Raw genomic sequence first — 20,499 nt, forward strand, 5'->3', positions numbered from 1 at the left:
AGCTTAACTGACTGGCATTAGCTCAACGAGCTGCTTTTTTATTAGCGATAAGATGCTCTTTTACATCTCTATAAATTGATGCATATTAAAGCCCTTCCCCTGCTCTACAAGGATGTCTCGCAATCATGGGTTATGAATGGTTGGCGTTGTGTGCCGCTTTCCTATGGGCTGTTTCTAGCTTAATTTCTGTTGTTCCCGCTCAGCATCTTGGTGCGTTTGCCTATAGCCGTTGGCGTATGGGTTGTACCGCAGTGATCCTCTCCACAATGGCGTGGATAACGGGTGGCTGGTTCAGTGTATCGGCAGAACACATTACGCCGATGATGGCGTCCGGTTTGATTGGTATCTTTATTGGCGATACCGCGTTATTCGCTTGTTTGAACCGCATGGGGCCACGCCAAGCAGGCTTGTTGTTTTCTTGTCATGCCGTCTTCTCTGCCATTCTGGGTTACTTCCTGTTTAGCGAAAGCATGACGGGTATGGAGCTGATTGGAGCAGCCTTGGTCTTCAGCGGTGTAGTGATGGCAATTTTCTATGGTCGACGCGGGCAAACCAGCAACGCGCTAGAAGAGATCAAAGGCAACGTTTGGATTGGCGTCGGGCTCGGTTTAACTGCCGCTATGTGTCAGGCTCTAGGCGGCATCATCGCTAAACCTGTCATGCAAACCAGTGTTGATCCAGTCGCCGCTTCCGCGATTCGCATGATCAGTGCTTTCGTCGCACATTGCGCACTTTGGTTAATTGGCGCCAAAGTTGCTCGTGCGACTCAAACCATCACATGGAAAGTTTTTGGCATTACGGCATTAAACGGCTTTTTGACCATGGCGGTGGGTATGACGTTGATTCTCTATGCCCTGCGTGAAGGTAATGTCGGGATGGTGGCTCTGCTTTCTTCAACAACGCCGATCATGTTGCTGCCATTGCTGTGGGTTTACACCAAGAAACGTCCGAATCGATTCGCTTGGTTTGGCGCTGCTCTGGCGGTCATAGGCACTGGCATCTTAGTGCACTAGATCAGGTTTAATGAGGGGCTGTTAACCTTAGTAATTGTTGAGCTTCGTAACTCACCGCCGCCTTACTAAACACAGAATCGCAGACATAAAAAAGCCCGAGTCGAGCTCGGGCTTTTATCATTCTAAATCGTCAGTTAATTACTTAACAAGCACTTCACCAGACATTTCTGCAGGGATTTCTAGACCTGCTAGAGAAAGCATTGTTGGTGCAAGGTCAGACAGTTTACCGCCTTCTTTGAACTCAACCGCTTTGTCACCTACGTAGATTAGAGGTACTGGTAGGTTAGTGTGAGCAGTGTGGACACCGCCAGTTTCTGGGTCGATCATCATCTCTGCATTACCGTGGTCCGCAGTAATTAGCATTTGACCGCCAACTTCTTTGATTGCTTCAACCACTTTACCAACGCTCTCGTCTAGTGCTTCGATAGCTTGCTCAGCCGCTTCGTAAACACCAGTGTGACCAACCATATCTGCGTTCGGGTAGTTACAGATGATAGTGTCGTACTTACCAGACTTGATAGCCGCAACCATTTTCTCTGTTAGCTCTGGAGAGCTCATTTCTGGCTGCATGTCGTAAGTTGCTACTTTTGGAGAAGCAACAAGTTGACGCTCTTCGCCTTCGAATTCGTTCTCAATACCACCATTGAAGAAGAAGGTTACGTGTGCGTATTTCTCTGTTTCAGAGATACGTAGCTGAGTTTGACCTTGTTTAGATAGCCACTCACCGTAAGTGTTTTCTAGAGACGCAGGTGGGAATGCGATAGCTAGAGGGATATCAGCCGCGTATTGAGTCAGCATCACGAAGTTGATTGCTGGGAATACAGCGCGCTCGAAGCCGTCAAATGCAGGAACGAATGCACGAGTGATTTGACGTGCACGGTCAGCACGGTAGTTCATGAAGATAACTGCATCGCCATCTTGCATGATTGCGTCTTCTTGACCTTCAGCTTTGATAGCCGTTGCTTTAACGAACTCATCGTTTTCTTCACGAGCGTAAGCCGCTTCTAGACCTGCAACTGCCGTTTCTGCTGTGAACTCAGCTTTAGCTTGAGTTAGAAGATCGTAAGCAACTTGAACGCGATCCCAGTTGTTGTCACGGTCCATTGCGTAGTAACGACCTACTAGAGAAGCAACACGACCTTTACCTAGTTTCGCAAATAGGTCTTGGAAACGTTGTAGTGAGTTTTCAGCACTACGTGGTGGCGTGTCACGGCCGTCTAGGAAGCAGTGTAGGTAGATTTTCTCAGCGCCACGAGCTGCTGCCATTTCAACCGCTGCGTAGATGTGATCTTCGTGAGAGTGAACACCACCTGGAGACATTAGGCCCATGATGTGTACTGCTTTCTCAGCTTTTACTGCAGAGTCGATAGCTTCTACTAGTGCTGCCGTTTCAGCGAATTCACCGTCAGCGATAGACTTAGTGATACGTGTTAGATCTTGGTATACAACGCGACCTGCACCGATGTTGGTGTGACCAACTTCTGAGTTACCCATTTGACCATCAGGTAGACCAACGTCCATGCCTGAAGCAGAGATTAGAGTGTTAGGGTTGTTCGCAATCAGTGCATCCATTACTGGTGTTTTAGCATTTGCAATTGCGTTACTTGCTGTGTCTTCACGGTAACCGTAACCGTCAAGGATAACTAGAGCCAATGGCTTCTTAGCAGACATAGTGATGACCTCATCAAATTTAAGTAACTTTCGGTGTAGAGCTTCGCTGCTCCATCTAACCTTGAAACAAAACTAGCGTAATTTTACTACACTTTTTAACCAAAACTGTAGGTTAAGATCAAATAATGTTTGCGATTTATTGTTGCTATCTTACAAGTTAGCAAGCAATCCGACCTAGTCAGCAAACGTGTTCCACAAGCATAGTCACTTTCAAGATGCTTTGTACGACCACCGAAATACTTTGGTGAAAAACTTTTTGTTGTCATTCATTGTGCGCTTTTTCGACCAGAAGTGAAGTCAATTACGCCAATTGAATTGATAGGAAGAAGTGATAATAAGATTGCAGAAATGCACAGCCCGTACGAGGCTCACCTGAAGCGCTTAGATCTCAATTATTCGTTAGAAAATTTTAACCCTCTCGCCTAAGGCGACTATCCCCGCTATACTCCTGCTTTATTTTTCCGCCAACATTGCAAGAGCTCAAGACATGCAAGAGTACATTGATTTTTTCCAACAGAACATGATTCTATCTTTGGTTTGGGTAGGTCTTCTTGTCGCATTTATCATGAACCTCGTGAAATCAGCGACAGCCGCATACAAAGAGATTAACGTAAACCAATTGACTCACCTTATGAACCGTGAAAACGGCGTTGTAGTGGATATCCGCTCTAAGGATGAGTTCAAACAAGGTCATATCACCGACGCACTTCACATTTTGCCGTCTGATATCAAAGCAGGTAACTTTGGTAGCCTTGAAAACCGCAAATCAGACCCAATCATTGTGGTATGCAAAACCGGTCAAACCGCTCAAGAAAGTGCAAACCTACTAGCGAAAGCAGGCTTCGAAAACGTAAGCCTACTGAAAAACGGTTTGATTGCATGGAACGAAGCGAACCTTCCACTAGTACGTGGTAAGAAATAAGGTCGCGGTAAAACAATTTTGCCAGCCTCGTTTATATAAACTGAGCAAATAGAAAGCAGTTGAAGCACTAAGTTGTGATGCTTTGCACGTAATACGCGCTTCATCTAGTCAAGGTAGATTTGCTCAGTTAGTCTCAGGACAAACCATATTTCTGGGTTTAGAGAATCCTAGACCCAACAAATGTTTATTAAGGATTTAAAAATGGCTGAAGCAGCACAAGACGCACAACAAAACTTTGCAATTCAACGCATCTTTCTAAAAGACCTTTCTTTCGAAGCGCCTAACTCTCCAGTAATGTTCCAAAAAGAGTGGAACCCAGACGTTAAACTAGACCTAGACACTCAAAGCCGTGAGCTTGGTGAAGGTGTTTACGAAGTTGTTCTACGTCTAACCGTTACTGTTAAGAACGAAGAAGAAACTGCGTTCCTATGTGAAGTTCAACAAGGTGGTATCTTCACTGCTGAGAAAATGGAAGCAGGTCAACTTGCACATTGCCTAGGCGCATTCTGCCCGAACATCCTATTCCCATACGCTCGTGAAACTATCTCAAGCCTAGTAGTTAAAGGTACGTTCCCTCAACTGAACCTAGCGCCAGTTAACTTCGACGCGCTATTCATGAACTACCTACAACAGCAAGCTCAACAAGGCGAAGCTGAAGCGTAATTCACGTTTTGTAAGTGGCGTGTTGCCCTTCATAAAGAATGAGCACACGTCATATACCTGAAGAAAATGCACAAAGCGTCCTCTCTGCGATGCAATGTGCATTTTTTATTTCTGATAAAAGTTCCTAGTTCCTAACCCCTTGAGAGCGTAAACTCTAGCGATTATGGACTAGATTCTACTAGTAGAAAGACAATTAGGCGGTAGCATGACACAAGCAAATACCAACAATGCTTACGGTAAAGACATCGCAATGACTGTGATTGGTGCTGGCTCATACGGCACTTCTTTGGCAATTTCCCTCGCACGTAACGGCGCGAACGTCATCCTATGGGGTCACGAGCCAGAGCACATGGCACGCCTTGAAGCAGATCGTGCCAACCACGTATTCCTACCTGATATTGATTTCCCAGAAAGCTTGATTATTGAATCGGATTTAGAAAAAGCCGTTCAAGCAAGCCGTGATTTGTTAGTTGTGGTTCCTAGCCACGTTTTTGGTATTGTCCTCAACAGCTGTAAGCCTTTCCTGCGTGAAGATTCTCGTATCTGTTGGGCAACCAAAGGCCTTGAGCCAGAAACGGGTCGTCTACTAAAAGAAGTAGCATTCGATATCATCGGTGACAGCTACTCGTTGGCAGTTTTATCCGGTCCTACATTTGCTAAAGAGTTAGCTATGGGCATGCCTACCGCAATTTCTGTGGCTTCTCCAGACGCAAACTTTGTTGCCGACCTACAAGAGAAAATCCACTGCAGTAAAACCTTCCGTGTTTACGCAAACAACGACTTTATCGGCATGCAACTTGGTGGTGCAGTGAAGAACGTTATCGCAATTGGCGCGGGTATGTCTGATGGTATTGGTTTTGGTGCCAATGCTCGCACGGCGCTGATTACACGAGGTTTGGCAGAAATGAGCCGTCTTGGCGCAGCGCTAGGCGCACAACCTGAAACCTTTATGGGAATGGCTGGCTTGGGCGATCTCGTCTTAACTTGTACCGATAACCAATCGCGTAACCGTCGCTTTGGTTTGGCACTAGGCCAAGGTAAAGACGTCGACACAGCACAAGAAGAAATCGGTCAGGTGGTCGAAGGCTACCGCAACACCAAGGAAGTTTGGATGCTCTCTCAGCGCATGGGCGTAGAGATGCCAATTGTTGACCAAATTTATCAAGTATTGTATCAAGGAAAAGATGCACACCTGGCAGCGCAAGATTTACTTGCTCGTGACAAAAAAGCCGAAGGAAAGTAGCAATCTACCGCCCTTTGCACCTCATCTGAGAAGAATAGAAGTTGTCGGGTCACGGAAGAACCACTCAGGATATTGAGAATGAAACACTGCGAAAAACAAAAAGTCTGGGACAAGATCGTTTCAGAAGCCCGTGAAATGTCAGAGCAAGAGCCGATGCTGGCGAGCTTTTATCATGCAACCATCATCAAGCATGACAGCTTGTGTGCCGCATTGAGCTACATTCTGGCCAACAAATTGAACACCGCTTCCATGCCAGCAATGGCAGTACGTGAAGTGGTAGAAGAAGCCTTTGCCGCTGATCCAACGATTACGGACGGCGCAGCTTGTGACATTTGTGCCACGGTGAATCGCGACCCAGCTGTTTCAATGTACTCAATGCCGTTGTTGTACCTAAAGGGCTACCATGCCCTGCAAGGCTACCGAGTGGCTAACTGGTTGTGGAAGCAAGGTCGTCACGCTCTTGCAACTTACCTACAAAACCAGATTTCTGTTGCATGTCAGGTTGATATTCACCCTGCAGCGCGCATTGGTAGTGGTATCATGCTAGACCATGCAACCGGCATTGTGATTGGTGAAACGGCCGTTGTCGAAAACGACGTGTCTATTCTGCAAGATGTCACCCTAGGTGGTACCGGTAAAGAATGCGGTGACCGTCACCCGAAAATTCGCGAAGGCGTAATGATCGGCGCAGGTGCAAAGATTCTTGGCAATATAGAAGTGGGCGAAGGCGCCAAAATTGGCTCCTGCTCCGTGGTATTGCAAGCAGTGCCGCCACACACAACCGTGGCTGGTGTGCCTGCAAAAATTGTTGGTCGTCCGAAAACGGACAAACCTTCTCTCGATATGGATCAAGGCTTTAATGGCAAATCGCAAAGCTTTATCCACGGGGATGGTATTTAATCGTCATCTGATCCTTTGACAATAATGTGGTAGGTAACTCTCAAGTGCGAAAACAAAATCACCCAGTGCTACGCTCGGCTATTTTATTAACTTGTGCTTTATCTGCCACATATCCCCTCACCTCTTCTGCTGCCAGCCAACAAGAGCTCAAAGGCGTATCTAGCGAAATCAATCGCCAGAAAAAATCGCTGACTTCTCAAGAAAAGCAACTTAACGATCTGCAAAAGTCGCTGAAAAACCAAGAGCTTGGTATCTCTAAATTAGAACGCGAGATCAAACAGACCAAAACCGGCTTGGCGCAAGCCGATCAAAACATCAATAAGTTGGAAGAGAAGATTGCTCTGCAAGAAGCTCAGCGTCTGGCGCAAGAAGAAGAGCTGAAGCAGTTGCTGCAAACCTACTATGTGACCGAGCGAGCCAAGGCCAATGGGCACCTTCTTAATGAAGGCGTAGAGGAAGACCGCATCAGCCAGTACTTCCAGCACCTCGCTAAAGCGCGAGCAAAAGTCATTGATGCGATCACCCAAACGACCCAAGAGTTGGCACACAACAAGAATCAGCTTGAGCTAGAGAAAGCACAAATTGAAACCTTGCTTAAGCAGCAATCGGAAAAGCGCTCATCTTTGGCAAGCACACAGTCGCAACGTAAAGGTACGCTGAACAAGATTCAAAAGAGCATTAAAGACGACAAGCGTTACCTAGCCGAATTACAACGCAACGAAACCCGTCTAAAAGCAGAGATTGCCAAAGCCGCGAAACGCAATGCTGTACCAATGGATGGTATCGCGAAACAGCGCGGCAAACTGCCATGGCCACTGAAAGGCCGCGTGCTGCATAACTTCGGCACCAAACAAACCGGTCAAGTTAACTGGAAAGGAATGGTGCTGTCCGCCAGCTACGGTCAACAAGTTAAAGCCGTTTACCCAGGCACTGTCGTTTTCGCCGAATACTTACGTGGCTATGGCTTAGTGGTACTGCTCGACCACGGCAAAGGCGACATGACACTTTACGGCTACAACCAAGCGTTAACTAAGAAAGAAGGCGATAAGGTGACTGCGGGTGAAGTGATTGCCCTAGCGGGTGATACCGGAGGTCAAGACCGTGCCTCACTCTACTTCGAGATTCGCCGTAACAGTGAAGCGCAGAACCCGAAATCTTGGTTAAAGCGTTTATAGCAGCCATTTATCATCGCGGCGCTAAGCAGTGCCATAACGAAACCCAAAAATAAAGGAGCCACTCGGCTCCTTTATTGTATTCATATTCAGAATAATGCTAGGCGTAGTAAGTCTCTACTGCGTCAATGAAAGCACTGACATCGTCTTTGCTTAGTGCATTGATGCCCGCGGCAGCTTCTCGACCACCGCCCGTTGGAAACTGCCCACACACCGCCACGGCACCTTGCTTGTTATTCAGCGGGGCACGAAGAGAAACGGTGTAAGTACCATCGGCATTTTCCGTTAACACCGCATGTGCAGAGTCTGGATTTTGGTTTGCAAGCCAGTTGCCATAAACGCCACTTATTCGACGTGATGCCGCATTGTTTGGCAGCTCAAACAACTTAAGCTTAGCGCTTTCATGAGTCGCAGGGACGGCGAGTGCCGCATCCATATCTTGCTGATAAGCCGATTGCAATTGGTAGTAAGGTGAGGCTTTATCTGCAATCGCATCGAATGGTGAAACGTATTGCTTTAACGCTTGGTACAAATCCGCCGGGTGGAAATGAAGGTCATCGACTATAGAACCGTAACCGTTGTAGTTAATCAGTGTACCAAGTTCTTTTAACTGCGCTTTTTGCTCTGCGCTGAGTCCAGTTTTATCTGCCAGCGCATCGGCTTTAGTAATCAAGTTATCGCCATAAGCCGCAGTGATCGCCCAAGTATGGAATCGCCCTGCCAGCAACTGATCGACAATCAAAGCGGTACACATGTTGGCATCAAGGTCGATGTGCGCGTCCAAATTCCCGTGTTGAGGAATCTCACCCGCTTTATGATGATCTGCGTAAAAAACATGCGCGCCTTGAGCCAAAGCTTGCTCCAGACCTACCATGTTCTTTTCCATTGAAATGTCCAACACTGTTAGCTCATCGCCCGCTTGCACTTCCACTTTTTCCACCAGCTTGATGTCGCGCTTTACGCCCGTCACCAATTCAGCGCCAATAGGGTCCGCCAAACGCAATTGCAGCAATGCGATGATGCCGTCGGCATCGCCATTAAAAATGTCGTAGTTCATTGAACGATAGTTCCTTTATCGAGAGTCATACCCCAACGGATGCTTTTAGGGTGCATGAATCCTATTGTGCGAAATGAACACAGCAAGTCAACTCAAGGAAGGAGCTGAAAATGAGAGCTGCGCTCTAAACTTTAAGCGTAGAGCCATACTCTCATTTTCTAGATTTAATGAGGAGGGAAAATAGTATTAGCTGTGCAGTCGGCTCACCGCTTCTTCAAGCAGCAGCAATTGCTCCATACCCTGCTCGGTCGCCACTGGCTTAACGACGTTAAGCATTTGCAGCATGCCTTGTTTCACCATTTGCTCAGTGATTTGAGTCTTTGGTGACATCGCCGATTGGTAAGCTAACCAACTACACGCGATAAGGTGCAGTGTACAAACCAGTGATTTTAGCTGCTCTTGATCAACACTCAACAGCTTCAAAGACACAAACTCTTGCATGATTGCAATGAGGTTGGCTTGCAACTTCTCTTGAACATCAATGTATTCATCATGCAGTTGCTCGTCTCGAGAAAGGATTTCTGGAAGGTTCGCGTAGAAAAAACGGTACTTCCACATAAAAGTGAAGATCGAGTCGAGGTAGCTTTTCAGCATGGTCAGGCTCTCTTGAGAACCTTGAATTGGGGTAAAGCGTTCTAGCAATTCCGCAGAGTAAAGCGCAAAGATCTCACGCACAATCTCTTGCTTATTGCGGAAGTGGTAGTAAAGGTTGCCTGGGCTAATTTCAATATGGTCAGCAATGTGATTGGTTGTGATATTGCGCTCACCATGTTGGTTGAACAGCTCCAGTGCGGCATAGACGATTTTGTCGCGCGTTTTCATGGTTATCGTATTCCCTCTTCATTATCGAATCGAGTATAGCGACTTCACCAACCTAGGTCGATAGAGGCTCCAAATACGGTAACATAGCAGACCAGTTAGAATGCCAATCGAGTTCGCAATCAAGTCGTACCAAGACGTTTGGCGCCCCACATAACCTTGTAAAACTTCAATCACAGCACTGAATAACAGAATACTCAGTGCCACAATCCAACGCTGACGCCAATTTGCGACACAGAAGCCTGCCAAGAAACCAAAACCACTGTATGCCATCGCATGCTGCATCTTGTCCAAGTACGCTATTAATGTCGCGTAGCTAAGCAATACTAAACGGGCAGCGGTTAGGTTCATCGTCAATCCTTAAGCAATAGGGAATGGGAAAGCGGTCACTTGATCGATATGGTCACAACCCAATGCCAACATGATCAGGCGATCAACGCCGAGCGCCACGCCTGCGCAATCTGGTAAGCCCGCCTCTAATGCGCCGATCAAGTGGTAATCAATCGGCTGTGGCTTCAAGCCCATTTCCAGACGCTTAGCATTATCTTGTTCAAAACGCGCCAATTGCTCTTTCGGGTTATCCAGCTCGTGGAAGCCGTTCGCCAACTCAATACCTTTGAAGTACACCTCAAAGCGATCCGCCACTCGGTTGTCTTGCGGGTTGATCTTGGCCAGTGCCGCCTGCGATGCTGGGAAGTCATAAACAAATGCTGGCACTTGCTGACCAATCTTGGCTTCGACACCAATGCTGAACAGTAGTTGCAGCAAGGTATCGCGATCCTCTTCAGGCTCGGCAATGTCACTCAGACCCAGCTTAGCCGCGACCACTTTTAGGTCTTGCATCGAGCCTTCTAACGGGCACACGCCCAGCACATCAATAAAAGCTTGCTGGTAAGTCATACGTTCTGCCGCGCCACACTTCAGCACCAGTTGAAGCAGGTCATCCATCTCATCCATCAACTTATGATGATCAAAACCGATGCGGTACCACTCCAACATAGTGAACTCGGGGTTGTGATGACGGCCATTCTCTTCGTTACGAAACGCTTTGTTGATTTGGTAGATACAGCCGCTGCCCGCTGCGAGCAAGCGCTTCATATGGAATTCAGGGCTGGTCATAAAGAACAGTTTGCTGCCATCGGCATAGCCCGGTCCAACAAACTCGGTTTGGAAGGTATGTAAATGAATGTCCGTCACCGTGGCGTGGCTCATGGCCGGCGTGTCAACTTCCATCACCTGTCGCTCGGCAAAGAATTGACGAATAGCGGTGATCAACGCAGCACGTTGACGAAGTTGTTCCATAGAAGCGGTAGGTTGCCAGGTCGTTTGCATAACAAGACTCTCAATACATTAGTGAGCGAGGAAAATAGCAATTTTGGCACGCTTTGCCTAGTTCATCGATAGGGGATTCATCTTAATTTCATCCGTCTAAATACGAATAAAACTCGATTAAAATTGAAGCAAGCATTTCACGTTCCACAGTACAAAAAACACTCACAATTAATCCTATTATCAATGAGGGTAATGTCGCGCAACACCTATGTAACATTGACCGAGTTTACGTTTATGCCTCAACCGTTTCGTGCCGTGATAGCAGTCACATAACCTAGAATTTCTATGCTCTTGTGTGCATTACCGGAGAAAAAACCCAAATACATCAATTTTTCTGCCATAAGGCTCCCCTACACTAACCCTACTACTTTTGAGGGATTGCCCTAAAACCCTTCCCTCACACTCACAATAACAAGCGGATTTCCGCAATCACACACTGGAGGATAACTGTGCAAATTATCACCACAGATATCGCAGTCATCGGCGCAGGCGGCGCTGGTCTTCGTACTACTATTGCAGCGGCTGAAGCAAACCCGGACTTAGAAGTAGCACTTATTTCTAAAGTTTACCCAATGCGCTCCCACACGGTTGCTGCAGAAGGTGGCTCAGCAGCAGTTATCAAGGATGAAGATAGCTTAGACAACCACTTCAACGACACTGTTGGCGGTGGTGACTGGCTATGTGAACAGGACGTTGTTGAATACTTTGTAGAGAACGCGACTCGCGAAATGATCCAAATGGAGCAATGGGGTTGCCCATGGAGTCGTAAAGAGAACGGTGAAGTCAACGTACGCCGCTTTGGTGGTATGAAGGTTGAACGTACTTGGTTCGCTGCAGATAAAACTGGCTTCCACATGCTTCACACGCTATTCCAGACGTCGATGAAGTACGACAACATCAAGCGCTTTGATGAGTACTTTGTTGTCGACTTGCTTGTTGATGAAGGTGAAGTACAAGGTCTGATTGCAATCCACATGTCTGAAGGTGAGTTGGTTACGATTAAAGCGAAGTCTGTTGTACTAGCAACAGGTGGCGCAGGTCGCGTTTACCACTGTAACACCAACGGCGGTATCGTAACGGGCGACGGCATGGCGATGGCTTACCGTCACGGCGTTCCTCTACGTGATATGGAATTCGTTCAGTACCACCCAACAGGTCTTCCTGGCACAGGTATCCTGATGACTGAAGGTTGTCGTGGTGAAGGCGGTATCATCGTCAACAAAGACGGCTACCGTTACCTACAAGACTACGGCATGGGTCCTGAGACTCCAGTGGGTCAACCTAAGAACAAATACATGGAACTGGGTCCTCGTGACAAAGTTTCTCAAGCTTTCTGGCACGAACAACAGAAAGGCAACACCATTAAACACCCTCTTGGTGATGTGGTGCATCTAGACCTTCGCCACCTAGGTGAAGAGTATCTACAAGAGCGTCTACCGTTCATTTGTGAGCTAGCGAAAGCTTACGTGAACGTTGACCCAGCAAAAGAGCCAATTCCAATTCGTCCAACGGTTCACTACACCATGGGTGGTATTGAGACTAACGGCGAATGTGAAACTCGTATTAAAGGTCTATTCGCGGTTGGCGAATGTGCGTCTGTTGGTCTTCACGGTGCAAACCGTCTAGGTTCTAACTCACTGGCTGAGTTCGTAGTATTCGGTCGCGTTGCAGGTGAACAAGCGGTGAAACGCGCGGCAGAATTCAAAGGCTGGAACGAAGAGTCTATCGCGACTCAGGTGAAAGCAGTTGAAGATCGCATTGCTGCTCTAATGAACCAAGAAGGTGATGAAAACTGGGCAGATATTCGTACTGAAATGGGTCACACCATGGAAGCAGGTTGTGGTATCTACCGCCAAGAAGATTTGATGCAAGCAACGATTGAAAAGATCACTGAGCTGAAAGCTCGTTACAAGAAAATCAGCATCAAAGACAAAGGTAAAGTGTTCAACACTGACCTTCTATACGCTATCGAAGTGGGTTACGGCCTAGAAGTCGCAGAAGCGATGGTTCATTCTGCAATCCTACGTAAAGAATCTCGTGGTGCCCACCAACGTCTAGACGACGGTTGCACTGAACGTGATGACGAGAACTTCCTAAAACACTCACTCGCTTTCTTCCAAGAAGATGCTGCACCAAACATCGACTACAGCAACGTGAAGATCACTAAATCTCAGCCTAAAGCCCGTCTATACGGTGAAGCAGCAGAGAAAGCAGCAGCAGCAGAAAAAGCCGCTGAAGCAGAAACGAAGAAGGCAGAGGAGCAAGCATAATGTCATCAAACCGCATTCAAAAAGTAGACATTCTGCGTTACGACCCTGAGAAGGACGCGGAACCATACACGCAAACATTCGAAGTTCCATTTGATGAAACCATGTCTGTGCTTGATGCGCTTGGCTACATCAAAGATCACCTAGATAAAGATCTGTCTTACCGCTGGTCTTGTCGCATGGCGATCTGTGGTTCTTGCGGCATCATGGTAAACAACGTGCCTAAGCTAGCTTGTAAAAGCTTCCTACGTGATTACCCGAATGGCGTGACTATCGAGCCACTAGCAAACTTCCCAATCGAGAAAGACTTGATCGTTGATATGACGCCGTTCATCGAGCGCCTAGAAGCTATCAAACCTTACATCATTGGTAACGACCGCAAACCAGAAGACGGCACAAACCTGCAAACGCCTGAGCAAATGGCGAAATACAAGCAGTTCGCTGGCTGTATCAACTGTGGTCTGTGCTACGCAGCATGTCCTCAGTTTGGTTTGAACCCTGAGTTCATCGGTCCTGCTGCTCTAACTCTGGCACACCGTTACAACCTAGACAGCCGTGACAACGGTAAAGATGAGCGCATGAAGCTGATCAACGCTGAAAACGGCGCTTGGGGTTGTACGTTCGTAGGTTACTGTTCTGAAGTTTGTCCGAAGAACGTAGATCCTGCAGCGGCAGTAAACCAAGGCAAAGTAGAGTCTTCTATGGACTTCGTAATTGCTATGTTGAAACCTGATGGTTCACCGAAAAAAGTGGAGGCATAAGGATGAGCAACCGTAAACCTTACGTTCGTGAAGTAAAACGCACTTGGTGGAAGAACCATCCTTTCTACCGCTTCTACATGCTACGTGAAGCAACTGTGCTCCCTCTGATCCTGTTCACTATCTTCCTGACTTTCGGTCTAGGTTCACTAGTGAAAGGCCCAGAAGCTTGGCAAGGTTGGTTGGAGTTCATGGCAAACCCTATCGTGGTAGCGATCAACATCGTTGCACTACTAGGTAGCCTATTCCACGCACAAACTTTCTTCAGCATGATGCCACAAGTTATGCCGATTCGTCTGAAAGGCAAACCACCAGTGGATAAGAAAATCATCGTTCTGACTCAGTGGGCAGCAGTTGCGTTCATCTCACTGATCGTTCTCATCGTGATGTAAGGAGCTTGAGTAATGAAACCGAATTATAGTGTTAATACAGCACCGAAACGTTCTGATGAGCCAATCTGGTGGGGTCTATTTGGTGCCGGAGGTACTTGGTTCGCAATGATCACGCCAATCACGGTACTCGTACTCGGCATCCTAGTTCCACTAGGTGTGATTGATGCAGAAGCAATGAGCTACGAGCGCGTGTCTGAATTCGCAACTAGCATCATTGGCGCACTGTTCATCATCGGTACGCTAGCGTTGCCAATGTGGCATGCAATGCACCGTGTACACCACGGCATGCACGACCTTAAATTCAACACAGGTGTGGTAGGTAAGATCGCATGTTACGCGTTTGCAGGTCTTATCTCTGCACTGGCGGTTGTCTTTATCTTCATGATTTAAGACGCTGATGGAAAATGAAAAAAGCTGGCACATCGCCAGCTTTTTATTGCCTGTTATTTGTATTTATCGTCAGCGCTATTCGTTTTAGACACTATTCAATAAAGGTCGCGATTTCATCCAGTGATTTTTTGTGTATTGCATGTTCTGGAATGGTTGCATCTTCTTCCGGATAACCAGTCACAATCAGCATATATGGACGATCGACATCGTTGTCTCGCCCACAAATCTTACTCAAGAAACTCATCGGCTTTGGCGTGTGTGTCAACGTACCCAAACCTGCATTGTGCAGTGCTTGAAGTAAAAAGCCTGTGGCAATCCCGACTGACTCGTGCACGTAATAGTTAGTTTGTTCCCCATCGTTACTCATGCCGCCCTTCTTCTGCGAAAACACCGCAATCAACCACGGTGCTTTTTCTAGATAAGGCTTACTGGCATTGGTACCGAGTGGCTTCAGTGCATCTAACCATTCTTGCCCTGCTCTCCCTTCATAGAAAGAACGCTCTAGTTCTTCAGCGGCTTGGCGGATCTGCCCTTTGACTTCCGCACAGTTAATCGCAACAAAATGCCAAGGCTGATGGTTTGCCCCACTCGGAGCTGTACCTGCCGCTCGAATGCAATGCTCAATCACTTCTTTCGCCACTGGACGATCAGAGAAGCTGCGAATGGAATGACGGCGTTGAAGTTGCTCAAGATTATGTACAGCTCTTGCTGCCATTTCTTGTGGTGGGTATTCAACAAAATCATTGAGTGGGTGATGTTGTTCTTGATTCGACATAGTGCTTCCTTGCGCTTGTTGGGTGTCGATTTACTATAGCCACAAATTTCACCCTCGCCTTTTTATCTTCTTAAAATCAATGTGATATTGAGATAAAGCGCAAATATTCAGCAATAGATAACCAACAAAAAAGAGAGGCCGATAACACGTATCAGCCTCTGCATTACTCTGATTTGTACAGTTGTAAGAGTTTTTGGTCACCCATGATCTTTTTGCTTTTTTAGCTTTTGACCACCCATGATCTTATTGCTGTGTGACCTTCTTGGTTTGGTCCATTAAGCCCAATGCGCCAAAGCCAGTAATGACATCAAGGTTGGTTTTAAGACCTGTTTCTTCACCACCACCGATGTAGTTTTGTGGCATCTGCACTTGGAAGTTTTGCAGGTTGTTATACAGCGAGTTCGCCACATCTCGGTTCAACTCTGCCAAGTACACTTCTCGGTTTGCACCTAGAGCTGCGTACTTCGCTTTCAAGACTTCCGCTTCTGCGCGGCCTTTTTCAAGAATCGCTTTTGCTTCAAACTCCGCAGACAAAGCATTGGCTTTTTGAATCGCTAGGTTCGCTTCCGCTACCGCTAGCTCTTTCTCTTTTTCCACCTCAGCCAGTCGCTTAGTTTTCTCTACTTCGACGATTTCACGCTCCGCAATTTGACGCGCAACTTCGACTTCTTTTTGCTGTGCGATGATCGCGAGCTCTTTACTGCGCTGAGCATCTTGTACTTCACGGGTACGTTGAATCTCTTTACGTAGCTGCTCAGTCTCTGCTTGTGCTTTCGACGTCTCTTGCTCCTGAATCGCACGGATACGGTCAGCAACTAGACGCTTCTTATCTGCCAACAACTGATCAAGCTGCTTCTCTGGCTGCGGGTCACCGATGGTCACCTGCGTCACTTGAATACCGTATTGCTGTAGCGGGTTATCCTGTCGGATTGGTTGCCCCGTTCCATCCACAACCGGAACCGTTTTCCACACCAATTGGTTAGTACGTTGCAGTTGGTTCGCGTTCGACTGATTCGCACCCACCGGAGCAAGGTCTAGCTCTTCCACTTCGACCTGACGACGTTCAGTCAGATAAATACCTTCACGCAGTTGGTCACCCAATTTGGATTTGAACTGGTTCAAGCCACCTTGGAAGAACTCTTCACCCGTGTACTGAGTTGCGGTAATCACCGTCACATTACGCGCGTTCTTCACCAGCAGTGCATCGATAAGGTTGCTGTTGTTACGGAACTCTTTGTGCATCTTCTTAACCGCTTCAGGATCATTGCTGAGCTTAAAGCGGAATGTCACTGGGATCTGACCAATGTAGGTATCAGCAAAGCGAACCTGCACCGCATCAAGACGTTGATAAAAATCCTCGCCCTTGCTATTACCAAATGACACGGTGATCACTTGGTCATACTTGGTGATCTTGGACAAAAACGGCATACGAAAATGAATGCCCGGTTCTGTGAATACGTCCAATTCACCGGTGATGTTGTTCTGATGCACATAGCTGTAACCCGCATCGGTCATCAGCACTGAGCTATTAATCGTTAAGCCGATTGCCAGCAGCGGGATACCAAATACGGCTGCTTTCAATCCTTTATGTAGTAACTGACGTCTCTCTTCCACTTTTAAACCTCGTCCTAAGCCTCTGCTTTCCATTTTGTTCTCCTTTTGGATTGTCATTGAGTTAAATCGATAAAAATCAAATTGCTATGCAACTCTCTGACAACGAGGACTAATGTATCAAACTGTTACATTAAGAAATAATCGAAAGATTCATGGAATTAATGAGATTTTTACGAATAATACAAAATCACCAAGAATTTGCGGCAGATATCGATTTTTGACAGTAGGGATGAGGGCGAGGAGAATGTCAGGTAATAAAAAAGGCCGCCGAAGCGACCTTTTTCATCGAGTACGTTTGGGTGAATTACTTCACACGACCTACGTATTCAGCAGTACGAGTATCAACTTTGATCACTTCACCGATTGCGATGAATAGTGGAACACGTACAACAGCGCCAGTTGATAGCGTCGCTGGTTTACCACCAGTACCTTGAGTATCACCTTTCAGGCCTGGATCTGTATCTGTAACTTCTAGCTCAACGAAGTTTGGTGGAGTCACAGTAATTGGGTTACCGTTCCAAAGCGTGATCATACAAGTGTTGTTTTCTACCAACCACTTAGCGTTGTCGCCAACTGCTTTCGCGTCTGCAGCGATCTGCTCGAAAGTTTCGTTGTTCATAAAGTGGTAGAATTCGCCGTCTGAATATAGATAATCTAGGTCGATATCCATTACGTCTGCCACTTCACAAGTGTCACCAGACTTGAATGTTTTCTCTAGCACTTTACCAGAAAGAAGTTTACGAATTTTAACGCGGTTGAACGCTTGGCCTTTACCTGGTTTAACGTATTCGTTTTCCAGAATTACACAAGGCTCGTTATCAAGCATTAACTTAAGGCCGCCTTTAAATTCATTGGTGCTAACTGTAGCCATTTTTTCCTCTTACATTCTTAGAGCTAAATTCAATGCCGCACATAATAACCCGAAAAGTCGAATCTGTTGAGCAAAACTGGCTCAAACAGTTAGCGAATGGGATCTCTGATCCTGCAAAATTGCTGGAAATGTTGGAAATAGATCCATCGCCATGGCAAGACGGGTTTGCTGCACGCAAGCTGTTTGCACAGCGTGTACCGCAAAGTTTTGTCGATAGGATGGAAAAAGGCAATCCTTACGATCCACTTTTGCGCCAAGTTTTACCTTTGAGCGAAGAGTTTGAGGTCCATGAAGGCTATTCCAATGATCCTTTAGAAGAGCAAGGCAACGAGCTGCCTGGATTACTGCACAAATACCGCAATCGCGCCTTGATGATCGTGAAAGGTGGCTGCGCGGTGAATTGCCGTTACTGCTTCCGTCGTCACTTCCCTTATCAAGAGAATAAAAGCGGCAAGCAAGCATGGAAAAAGTGCTTAGAGTATATGGCGCAGCAACCAGAGCTGAACGAAGTGATCTTCTCTGGTGGCGATCCTTTGATGGCAAAAGACGATGAGATCCACTGGTTATTGGAGCACATCGCACAAATCCCACACATCAAACGCCTGCGTATTCACAGCCGCTTGCCAGTGGTGATTCCTGCTCGTATCACTGATGAGCTATGCCAACTACTTCGCGCTTCTCGTCTGCAAATCGTGTTGGTGACGCACATCAACCACGCTAACGAAATCAACGCTGAATTTGCCGCTCAAATGGCGAAACTTAAGCAAGCCGGAGTGACCTTGCTAAACCAAGCCGTCTTGCTGAAAGACGTCAACAACAGCATTGAAGCACAAGTTGCATTAAACGAAGCCTTGTTTGATGCGGGCATTTTGCCTTACTACTTGCACGTATTAGATAAAGTCCAAGGTGCGGCGCACTACTTTGTTTCCGATGAAGAAGCCAAAACAATCATGCGCGGTGTGATCACGCGAGTTTCCGGTTACCTAGTGCCTAAACTAACCCGTGAAATTGGCGGTCGTCCAAGTAAAACGCCTCTGGATCTGCATCTAGAGTAAGTTGCTAGCCGTATAAAAGTTATCGTTACGAGCAAAAGCTTTTGTTCGATCGAACGGTCTTATCTATGCATACTCCGCAAATTTGGAGGTTAAGATGCAAGCAACTTTTGAACACTATTTCGATCTTGGCCCATTCAGTTGGGCGGCACTACTTTGCTGTGCTATTAATGGTTTGATGATCGGTATAGAACGCCAGACACGAGGTAAGCCCGTTGGTATTCGTACCGCAATTCTCGTTATCTCAGGCACTTACTTGTTTATGTCGATGGCAGTGTCACTCTCGCCAAATACACTCGACCAAGCTCGCGTGTTGGGTCAGATCATCACGGGCGTTGGCTTCTTAGGTGCCGGTGTGATGATGACTCAAGACGGCAAAATCCATGGCGTAACTTCTGCAGCCGTGATTTGGGTATTGGCAGGATTGGGCTTGATGATTGGTTTGGGTTATTTATCGCAGTCGATCATCATTACCGTATTGGCACTGACCGTTTTGCTCGGCGTGGACCGAGCCGAAAATCGGGTCAAAGCGCTACGTCGTGGTGTGCACCAGAAAATGCAGCAACGAAAAACATCAACGCGTTTAATCAAATAGACAGCTCAATAAAAAAGACCCCAACATCATGCTGGGGTCTTTTTGTATCTGGCGTTAAGTTAGGAAGGTGACTTAACTTTTGGCGAAGCTCGCTGATTATTTAGCGAAGTTCACGATTGGGAAACACTTGAAGAAGCCGTTGTCCGCACAGTTTAGAAGACCAATTTGAACGCCGTCGATTTGGTCTGTCATGTTGAAGAAACCTAGCTGGAAGTTAGATTTTTTAGAGATACTTGCCAGACCGATGTCTGCCATTGTGTAACCTTCAGAGTAGTTCACAGCACTCCAGTTTAGACCTTCAACGTTGTTAGTCACGTTTACCGCACCTAGGTTAAGACCCGTAGTTTGGCCTTGGTTCCAGTTGAATAGACCTAGAGAAACACCTTTCATTTCTTGGTTTACTTTAGACGCACCAAAGAAAAGGCCGAAATTAACACCCGTTGTGCGGTCTGTTTCAGACATACCTAGTAGAGAGAAGTCGACACCTTTCACTTCGTTCACTTGACCGTGAAGAACCGCAAGACGAACACCACCAACAGAAGAGTTAGAAGGTGCGTTAGTATTATCGATAGTCGAGAACATAACTGGCGTGCTGTCAGCAAGGGCAACAGGTGAAGCAATAGCGGCTGCAACAGCCAGTGACGTCATTAGCTTTTTCATTTTCATCTCCATTGGGGGATTGTTTATTTACAACATAGTGTAATGTACAGATTTTGCTCCACTTTATCTCGATAAATGTTAGCTGGAAGTCATATTTAACCACTTGAAGAATAAAGCAATTAATTCACCAAACTTATTTTTCTGCTTTTTCCCTGACCATTTGCGCACAATAGCCACACAATTGCGTATTTTTAAACCAATTAACCTGATAAAGATTAAGCGTAATAATTACTCGCTAACTATCAGATTAAAAAGGAAAAGTAAGAATAGACCTACAAATTTACGCACTGAAGGTACAGTACCAAAGTAACAGAATCGAGTAGGAGGAGGCCT

21 protein-coding genes are annotated in these 20,499 nt (G+C 46.6%); 12 read left to right on the forward strand and 9 right to left on the reverse strand.

Annotated elements, in window-relative coordinates:
- Positions 1–125 precede the first annotated feature (125 nt).
- Positions 126–1,013, forward strand: a complete 888-nt coding sequence (locus KIV40_RS03895; RefSeq protein ID WP_285347989.1) for a DMT family transporter — start codon at positions 126–128, stop codon at positions 1,011–1,013.
- Positions 1,014–1,151: 138 nt separating this feature from the next.
- Here KIV40_RS03895 and gpmM read toward each other — a convergent pair whose 3' ends face one another.
- Positions 1,152–2,684: a 2,3-bisphosphoglycerate-independent phosphoglycerate mutase gene (gene gpmM / locus KIV40_RS03900; protein WP_228176091.1), complete on the reverse strand. Its 1,533-nt coding sequence runs from the start codon at positions 2,682–2,684 to the stop codon at positions 1,152–1,154.
- Between the two features lie 487 nt (positions 2,685–3,171).
- Between gpmM and KIV40_RS03905 the strand changes: the two genes are divergently transcribed.
- From KIV40_RS03905 to KIV40_RS03925, 5 genes are all read left to right on the forward strand, one after another.
- Positions 3,172–3,606 carry a rhodanese-like domain-containing protein gene (locus KIV40_RS03905; protein ID WP_005425033.1) on the forward strand — a complete coding sequence of 145 codons (435 nt, stop codon included), beginning with the start codon at positions 3,172–3,174 and terminating at the stop codon, positions 3,604–3,606.
- Positions 3,607–3,807: 201 nt separating this feature from the next.
- Positions 3,808–4,269 (forward strand): protein-export chaperone SecB, encoded by a 462-nt coding sequence (gene secB, locus KIV40_RS03910; protein ID WP_285347990.1) that lies wholly within the window; start codon positions 3,808–3,810, stop codon positions 4,267–4,269.
- Positions 4,270–4,474: 205 nt separating this feature from the next.
- Positions 4,475–5,512, forward strand: coding sequence for an NAD(P)H-dependent glycerol-3-phosphate dehydrogenase (gene gpsA / locus KIV40_RS03915; RefSeq protein ID WP_134978000.1), 1,038 nt, complete (start codon positions 4,475–4,477; stop codon positions 5,510–5,512).
- Positions 5,513–5,590: 78 nt separating this feature from the next.
- On the forward strand, positions 5,591–6,412 hold the full coding sequence (gene cysE / locus KIV40_RS03920) for a serine O-acetyltransferase (protein WP_005425016.1): 822 nt from the start codon (positions 5,591–5,593) through the stop codon (positions 6,410–6,412).
- Positions 6,413–6,438: 26 nt separating this feature from the next.
- Positions 6,439–7,587, forward strand: a complete 1,149-nt coding sequence (locus KIV40_RS03925; RefSeq protein ID WP_285347991.1) for a murein hydrolase activator EnvC — start codon at positions 6,439–6,441, stop codon at positions 7,585–7,587.
- Between the two features lie 97 nt (positions 7,588–7,684).
- On the opposite strand, the gene KIV40_RS03930 is transcribed toward KIV40_RS03925, so the two are convergent.
- The 4 genes from KIV40_RS03930 to epmA form a co-directional block, all read right to left on the reverse strand.
- The gene (locus tag KIV40_RS03930; protein ID WP_285347992.1) at positions 7,685–8,641 is read right to left on the reverse strand and encodes a DHH family phosphoesterase; all 957 of its coding nucleotides are present in this window, start codon (positions 8,639–8,641) and stop codon (positions 7,685–7,687) included.
- Between the two features lie 186 nt (positions 8,642–8,827).
- Complete coding sequence (locus tag KIV40_RS03935) at positions 8,828–9,463, reverse strand: TetR/AcrR family transcriptional regulator (protein ID WP_285347993.1); 636 nt, start codon at positions 9,461–9,463, stop codon at positions 8,828–8,830.
- A 21-nt stretch (positions 9,464–9,484) separates the two neighbouring features.
- A complete protein-coding gene (locus KIV40_RS03940) occupies positions 9,485–9,811 on the reverse strand; it encodes a VanZ family protein (protein ID WP_134978001.1) in 327 nt (108 codons plus the stop codon).
- A 9-nt stretch (positions 9,812–9,820) separates the two neighbouring features.
- Positions 9,821–10,792 (reverse strand): elongation factor P--(R)-beta-lysine ligase, encoded by a 972-nt coding sequence (gene epmA, locus KIV40_RS03945; RefSeq protein ID WP_285347994.1) that lies wholly within the window; start codon positions 10,790–10,792, stop codon positions 9,821–9,823.
- A 449-nt stretch (positions 10,793–11,241) separates the two neighbouring features.
- On the opposite strand from epmA, the gene frdA reads away from it, so the two are divergent.
- From frdA to frdD, 4 genes are read left to right on the forward strand one after another with little or no spacing between them, the layout of a single operon-like run.
- Positions 11,242–13,062 carry a fumarate reductase (quinol) flavoprotein subunit gene (gene frdA / locus KIV40_RS03950; RefSeq protein ID WP_285347995.1) on the forward strand — a complete coding sequence of 607 codons (1,821 nt, stop codon included), beginning with the start codon at positions 11,242–11,244 and terminating at the stop codon, positions 13,060–13,062.
- Positions 13,062–13,820, forward strand: coding sequence for a succinate dehydrogenase/fumarate reductase iron-sulfur subunit (locus tag KIV40_RS03955; protein WP_285347996.1), 759 nt, complete (start codon positions 13,062–13,064; stop codon positions 13,818–13,820). Before frdA ends, KIV40_RS03955 begins: the two co-directional genes overlap by 1 nt.
- A gap of 2 nt (positions 13,821–13,822) precedes the next feature.
- Positions 13,823–14,209 (forward strand): fumarate reductase subunit FrdC, encoded by a 387-nt coding sequence (frdC, locus tag KIV40_RS03960; protein WP_285347997.1) that lies wholly within the window; start codon positions 13,823–13,825, stop codon positions 14,207–14,209.
- A gap of 12 nt (positions 14,210–14,221) precedes the next feature.
- Positions 14,222–14,599, forward strand: a complete 378-nt coding sequence (gene frdD / locus KIV40_RS03965) for a fumarate reductase subunit FrdD (protein ID WP_285347998.1) — start codon at positions 14,222–14,224, stop codon at positions 14,597–14,599.
- A gap of 91 nt (positions 14,600–14,690) precedes the next feature.
- Here the strand turns inward: frdD and KIV40_RS03970 are convergent, their stop codons facing one another.
- From KIV40_RS03970 to efp, 3 genes are all read right to left on the reverse strand, one after another.
- On the reverse strand, positions 14,691–15,374 hold the full coding sequence (locus tag KIV40_RS03970; RefSeq protein ID WP_012126496.1) for a nitroreductase family protein: 684 nt from the start codon (positions 15,372–15,374) through the stop codon (positions 14,691–14,693).
- A 243-nt stretch (positions 15,375–15,617) separates the two neighbouring features.
- Positions 15,618–17,021, reverse strand: a complete 1,404-nt coding sequence (locus KIV40_RS03975; protein WP_005425046.1) for an SPFH domain-containing protein — start codon at positions 17,019–17,021, stop codon at positions 15,618–15,620.
- A 271-nt stretch (positions 17,022–17,292) separates the two neighbouring features.
- On the reverse strand, positions 17,293–17,859 hold the full coding sequence (efp, locus tag KIV40_RS03980) for an elongation factor P (RefSeq protein WP_005425036.1): 567 nt from the start codon (positions 17,857–17,859) through the stop codon (positions 17,293–17,295).
- 32 nt (positions 17,860–17,891) lie between these two features.
- Here efp and epmB point away from each other — a divergent pair, with 32 nt between their 5' ends.
- Together epmB and KIV40_RS03990 are read left to right on the forward strand one after the other, a co-directional pair.
- Complete coding sequence (gene epmB, locus KIV40_RS03985; RefSeq protein ID WP_134978003.1) at positions 17,892–18,914, forward strand: EF-P beta-lysylation protein EpmB; 1,023 nt, start codon at positions 17,892–17,894, stop codon at positions 18,912–18,914.
- A 94-nt stretch (positions 18,915–19,008) separates the two neighbouring features.
- Positions 19,009–19,506: an MgtC/SapB family protein gene (locus KIV40_RS03990; RefSeq protein WP_005425045.1), complete on the forward strand. Its 498-nt coding sequence runs from the start codon at positions 19,009–19,011 to the stop codon at positions 19,504–19,506.
- A gap of 96 nt (positions 19,507–19,602) precedes the next feature.
- On the opposite strand, the gene KIV40_RS03995 is transcribed toward KIV40_RS03990, so the two are convergent.
- Positions 19,603–20,166, reverse strand: a complete 564-nt coding sequence (locus KIV40_RS03995; RefSeq protein WP_005425048.1) for a VC2662 family protein — start codon at positions 20,164–20,166, stop codon at positions 19,603–19,605.
- Positions 20,167–20,499: the final 333 nt, after the last annotated feature.

It is taken from the genome of Vibrio sp. D173a (assembly GCF_030248475.1).

Coding starts and splice junctions, on each gene's coding strand:
- KIV40_RS03895 (WP_285347989.1), top strand. CDS start 126: ATGGGTTATGAATGGTTGGCGTTGTGTGCCGCTTTCCTATGGGCTGTT.
- gpmM (WP_228176091.1), bottom strand. CDS start 2,684: ATGTCTGCTAAGAAGCCATTGGCTCTAGTTATCCTTGACGGTTACGGT.
- KIV40_RS03905 (WP_005425033.1), top strand. CDS start 3,172: ATGCAAGAGTACATTGATTTTTTCCAACAGAACATGATTCTATCTTTG.
- secB (WP_285347990.1), top strand. CDS start 3,808: ATGGCTGAAGCAGCACAAGACGCACAACAAAACTTTGCAATTCAACGC.
- gpsA (WP_134978000.1), top strand. CDS start 4,475: ATGACACAAGCAAATACCAACAATGCTTACGGTAAAGACATCGCAATG.
- cysE (WP_005425016.1), top strand. CDS start 5,591: ATGAAACACTGCGAAAAACAAAAAGTCTGGGACAAGATCGTTTCAGAA.
- KIV40_RS03930 (WP_285347992.1), bottom strand. CDS start 8,641: ATGAACTACGACATTTTTAATGGCGATGCCGACGGCATCATCGCATTG.
- KIV40_RS03935 (WP_285347993.1), bottom strand. CDS start 9,463: ATGAAAACGCGCGACAAAATCGTCTATGCCGCACTGGAGCTGTTCAAC.
- KIV40_RS03940 (WP_134978001.1), bottom strand. CDS start 9,811: ATGAACCTAACCGCTGCCCGTTTAGTATTGCTTAGCTACGCGACATTA.
- epmA (WP_285347994.1), bottom strand. CDS start 10,792: ATGCAAACGACCTGGCAACCTACCGCTTCTATGGAACAACTTCGTCAA.
- KIV40_RS03955 (WP_285347996.1), top strand. CDS start 13,062: ATGTCATCAAACCGCATTCAAAAAGTAGACATTCTGCGTTACGACCCT.
- frdC (WP_285347997.1), top strand. CDS start 13,823: ATGAGCAACCGTAAACCTTACGTTCGTGAAGTAAAACGCACTTGGTGG.
- frdD (WP_285347998.1), top strand. CDS start 14,222: ATGAAACCGAATTATAGTGTTAATACAGCACCGAAACGTTCTGATGAG.
- KIV40_RS03970 (WP_012126496.1), bottom strand. CDS start 15,374: ATGTCGAATCAAGAACAACATCACCCACTCAATGATTTTGTTGAATAC.
- KIV40_RS03975 (WP_005425046.1), bottom strand. CDS start 17,021: ATGGAAAGCAGAGGCTTAGGACGAGGTTTAAAAGTGGAAGAGAGACGT.
- efp (WP_005425036.1), bottom strand. CDS start 17,859: ATGGCTACAGTTAGCACCAATGAATTTAAAGGCGGCCTTAAGTTAATG.
- epmB (WP_134978003.1), top strand. CDS start 17,892: ATGCCGCACATAATAACCCGAAAAGTCGAATCTGTTGAGCAAAACTGG.
- KIV40_RS03990 (WP_005425045.1), top strand. CDS start 19,009: ATGCAAGCAACTTTTGAACACTATTTCGATCTTGGCCCATTCAGTTGG.
- KIV40_RS03995 (WP_005425048.1), bottom strand. CDS start 20,166: ATGAAAAAGCTAATGACGTCACTGGCTGTTGCAGCCGCTATTGCTTCA.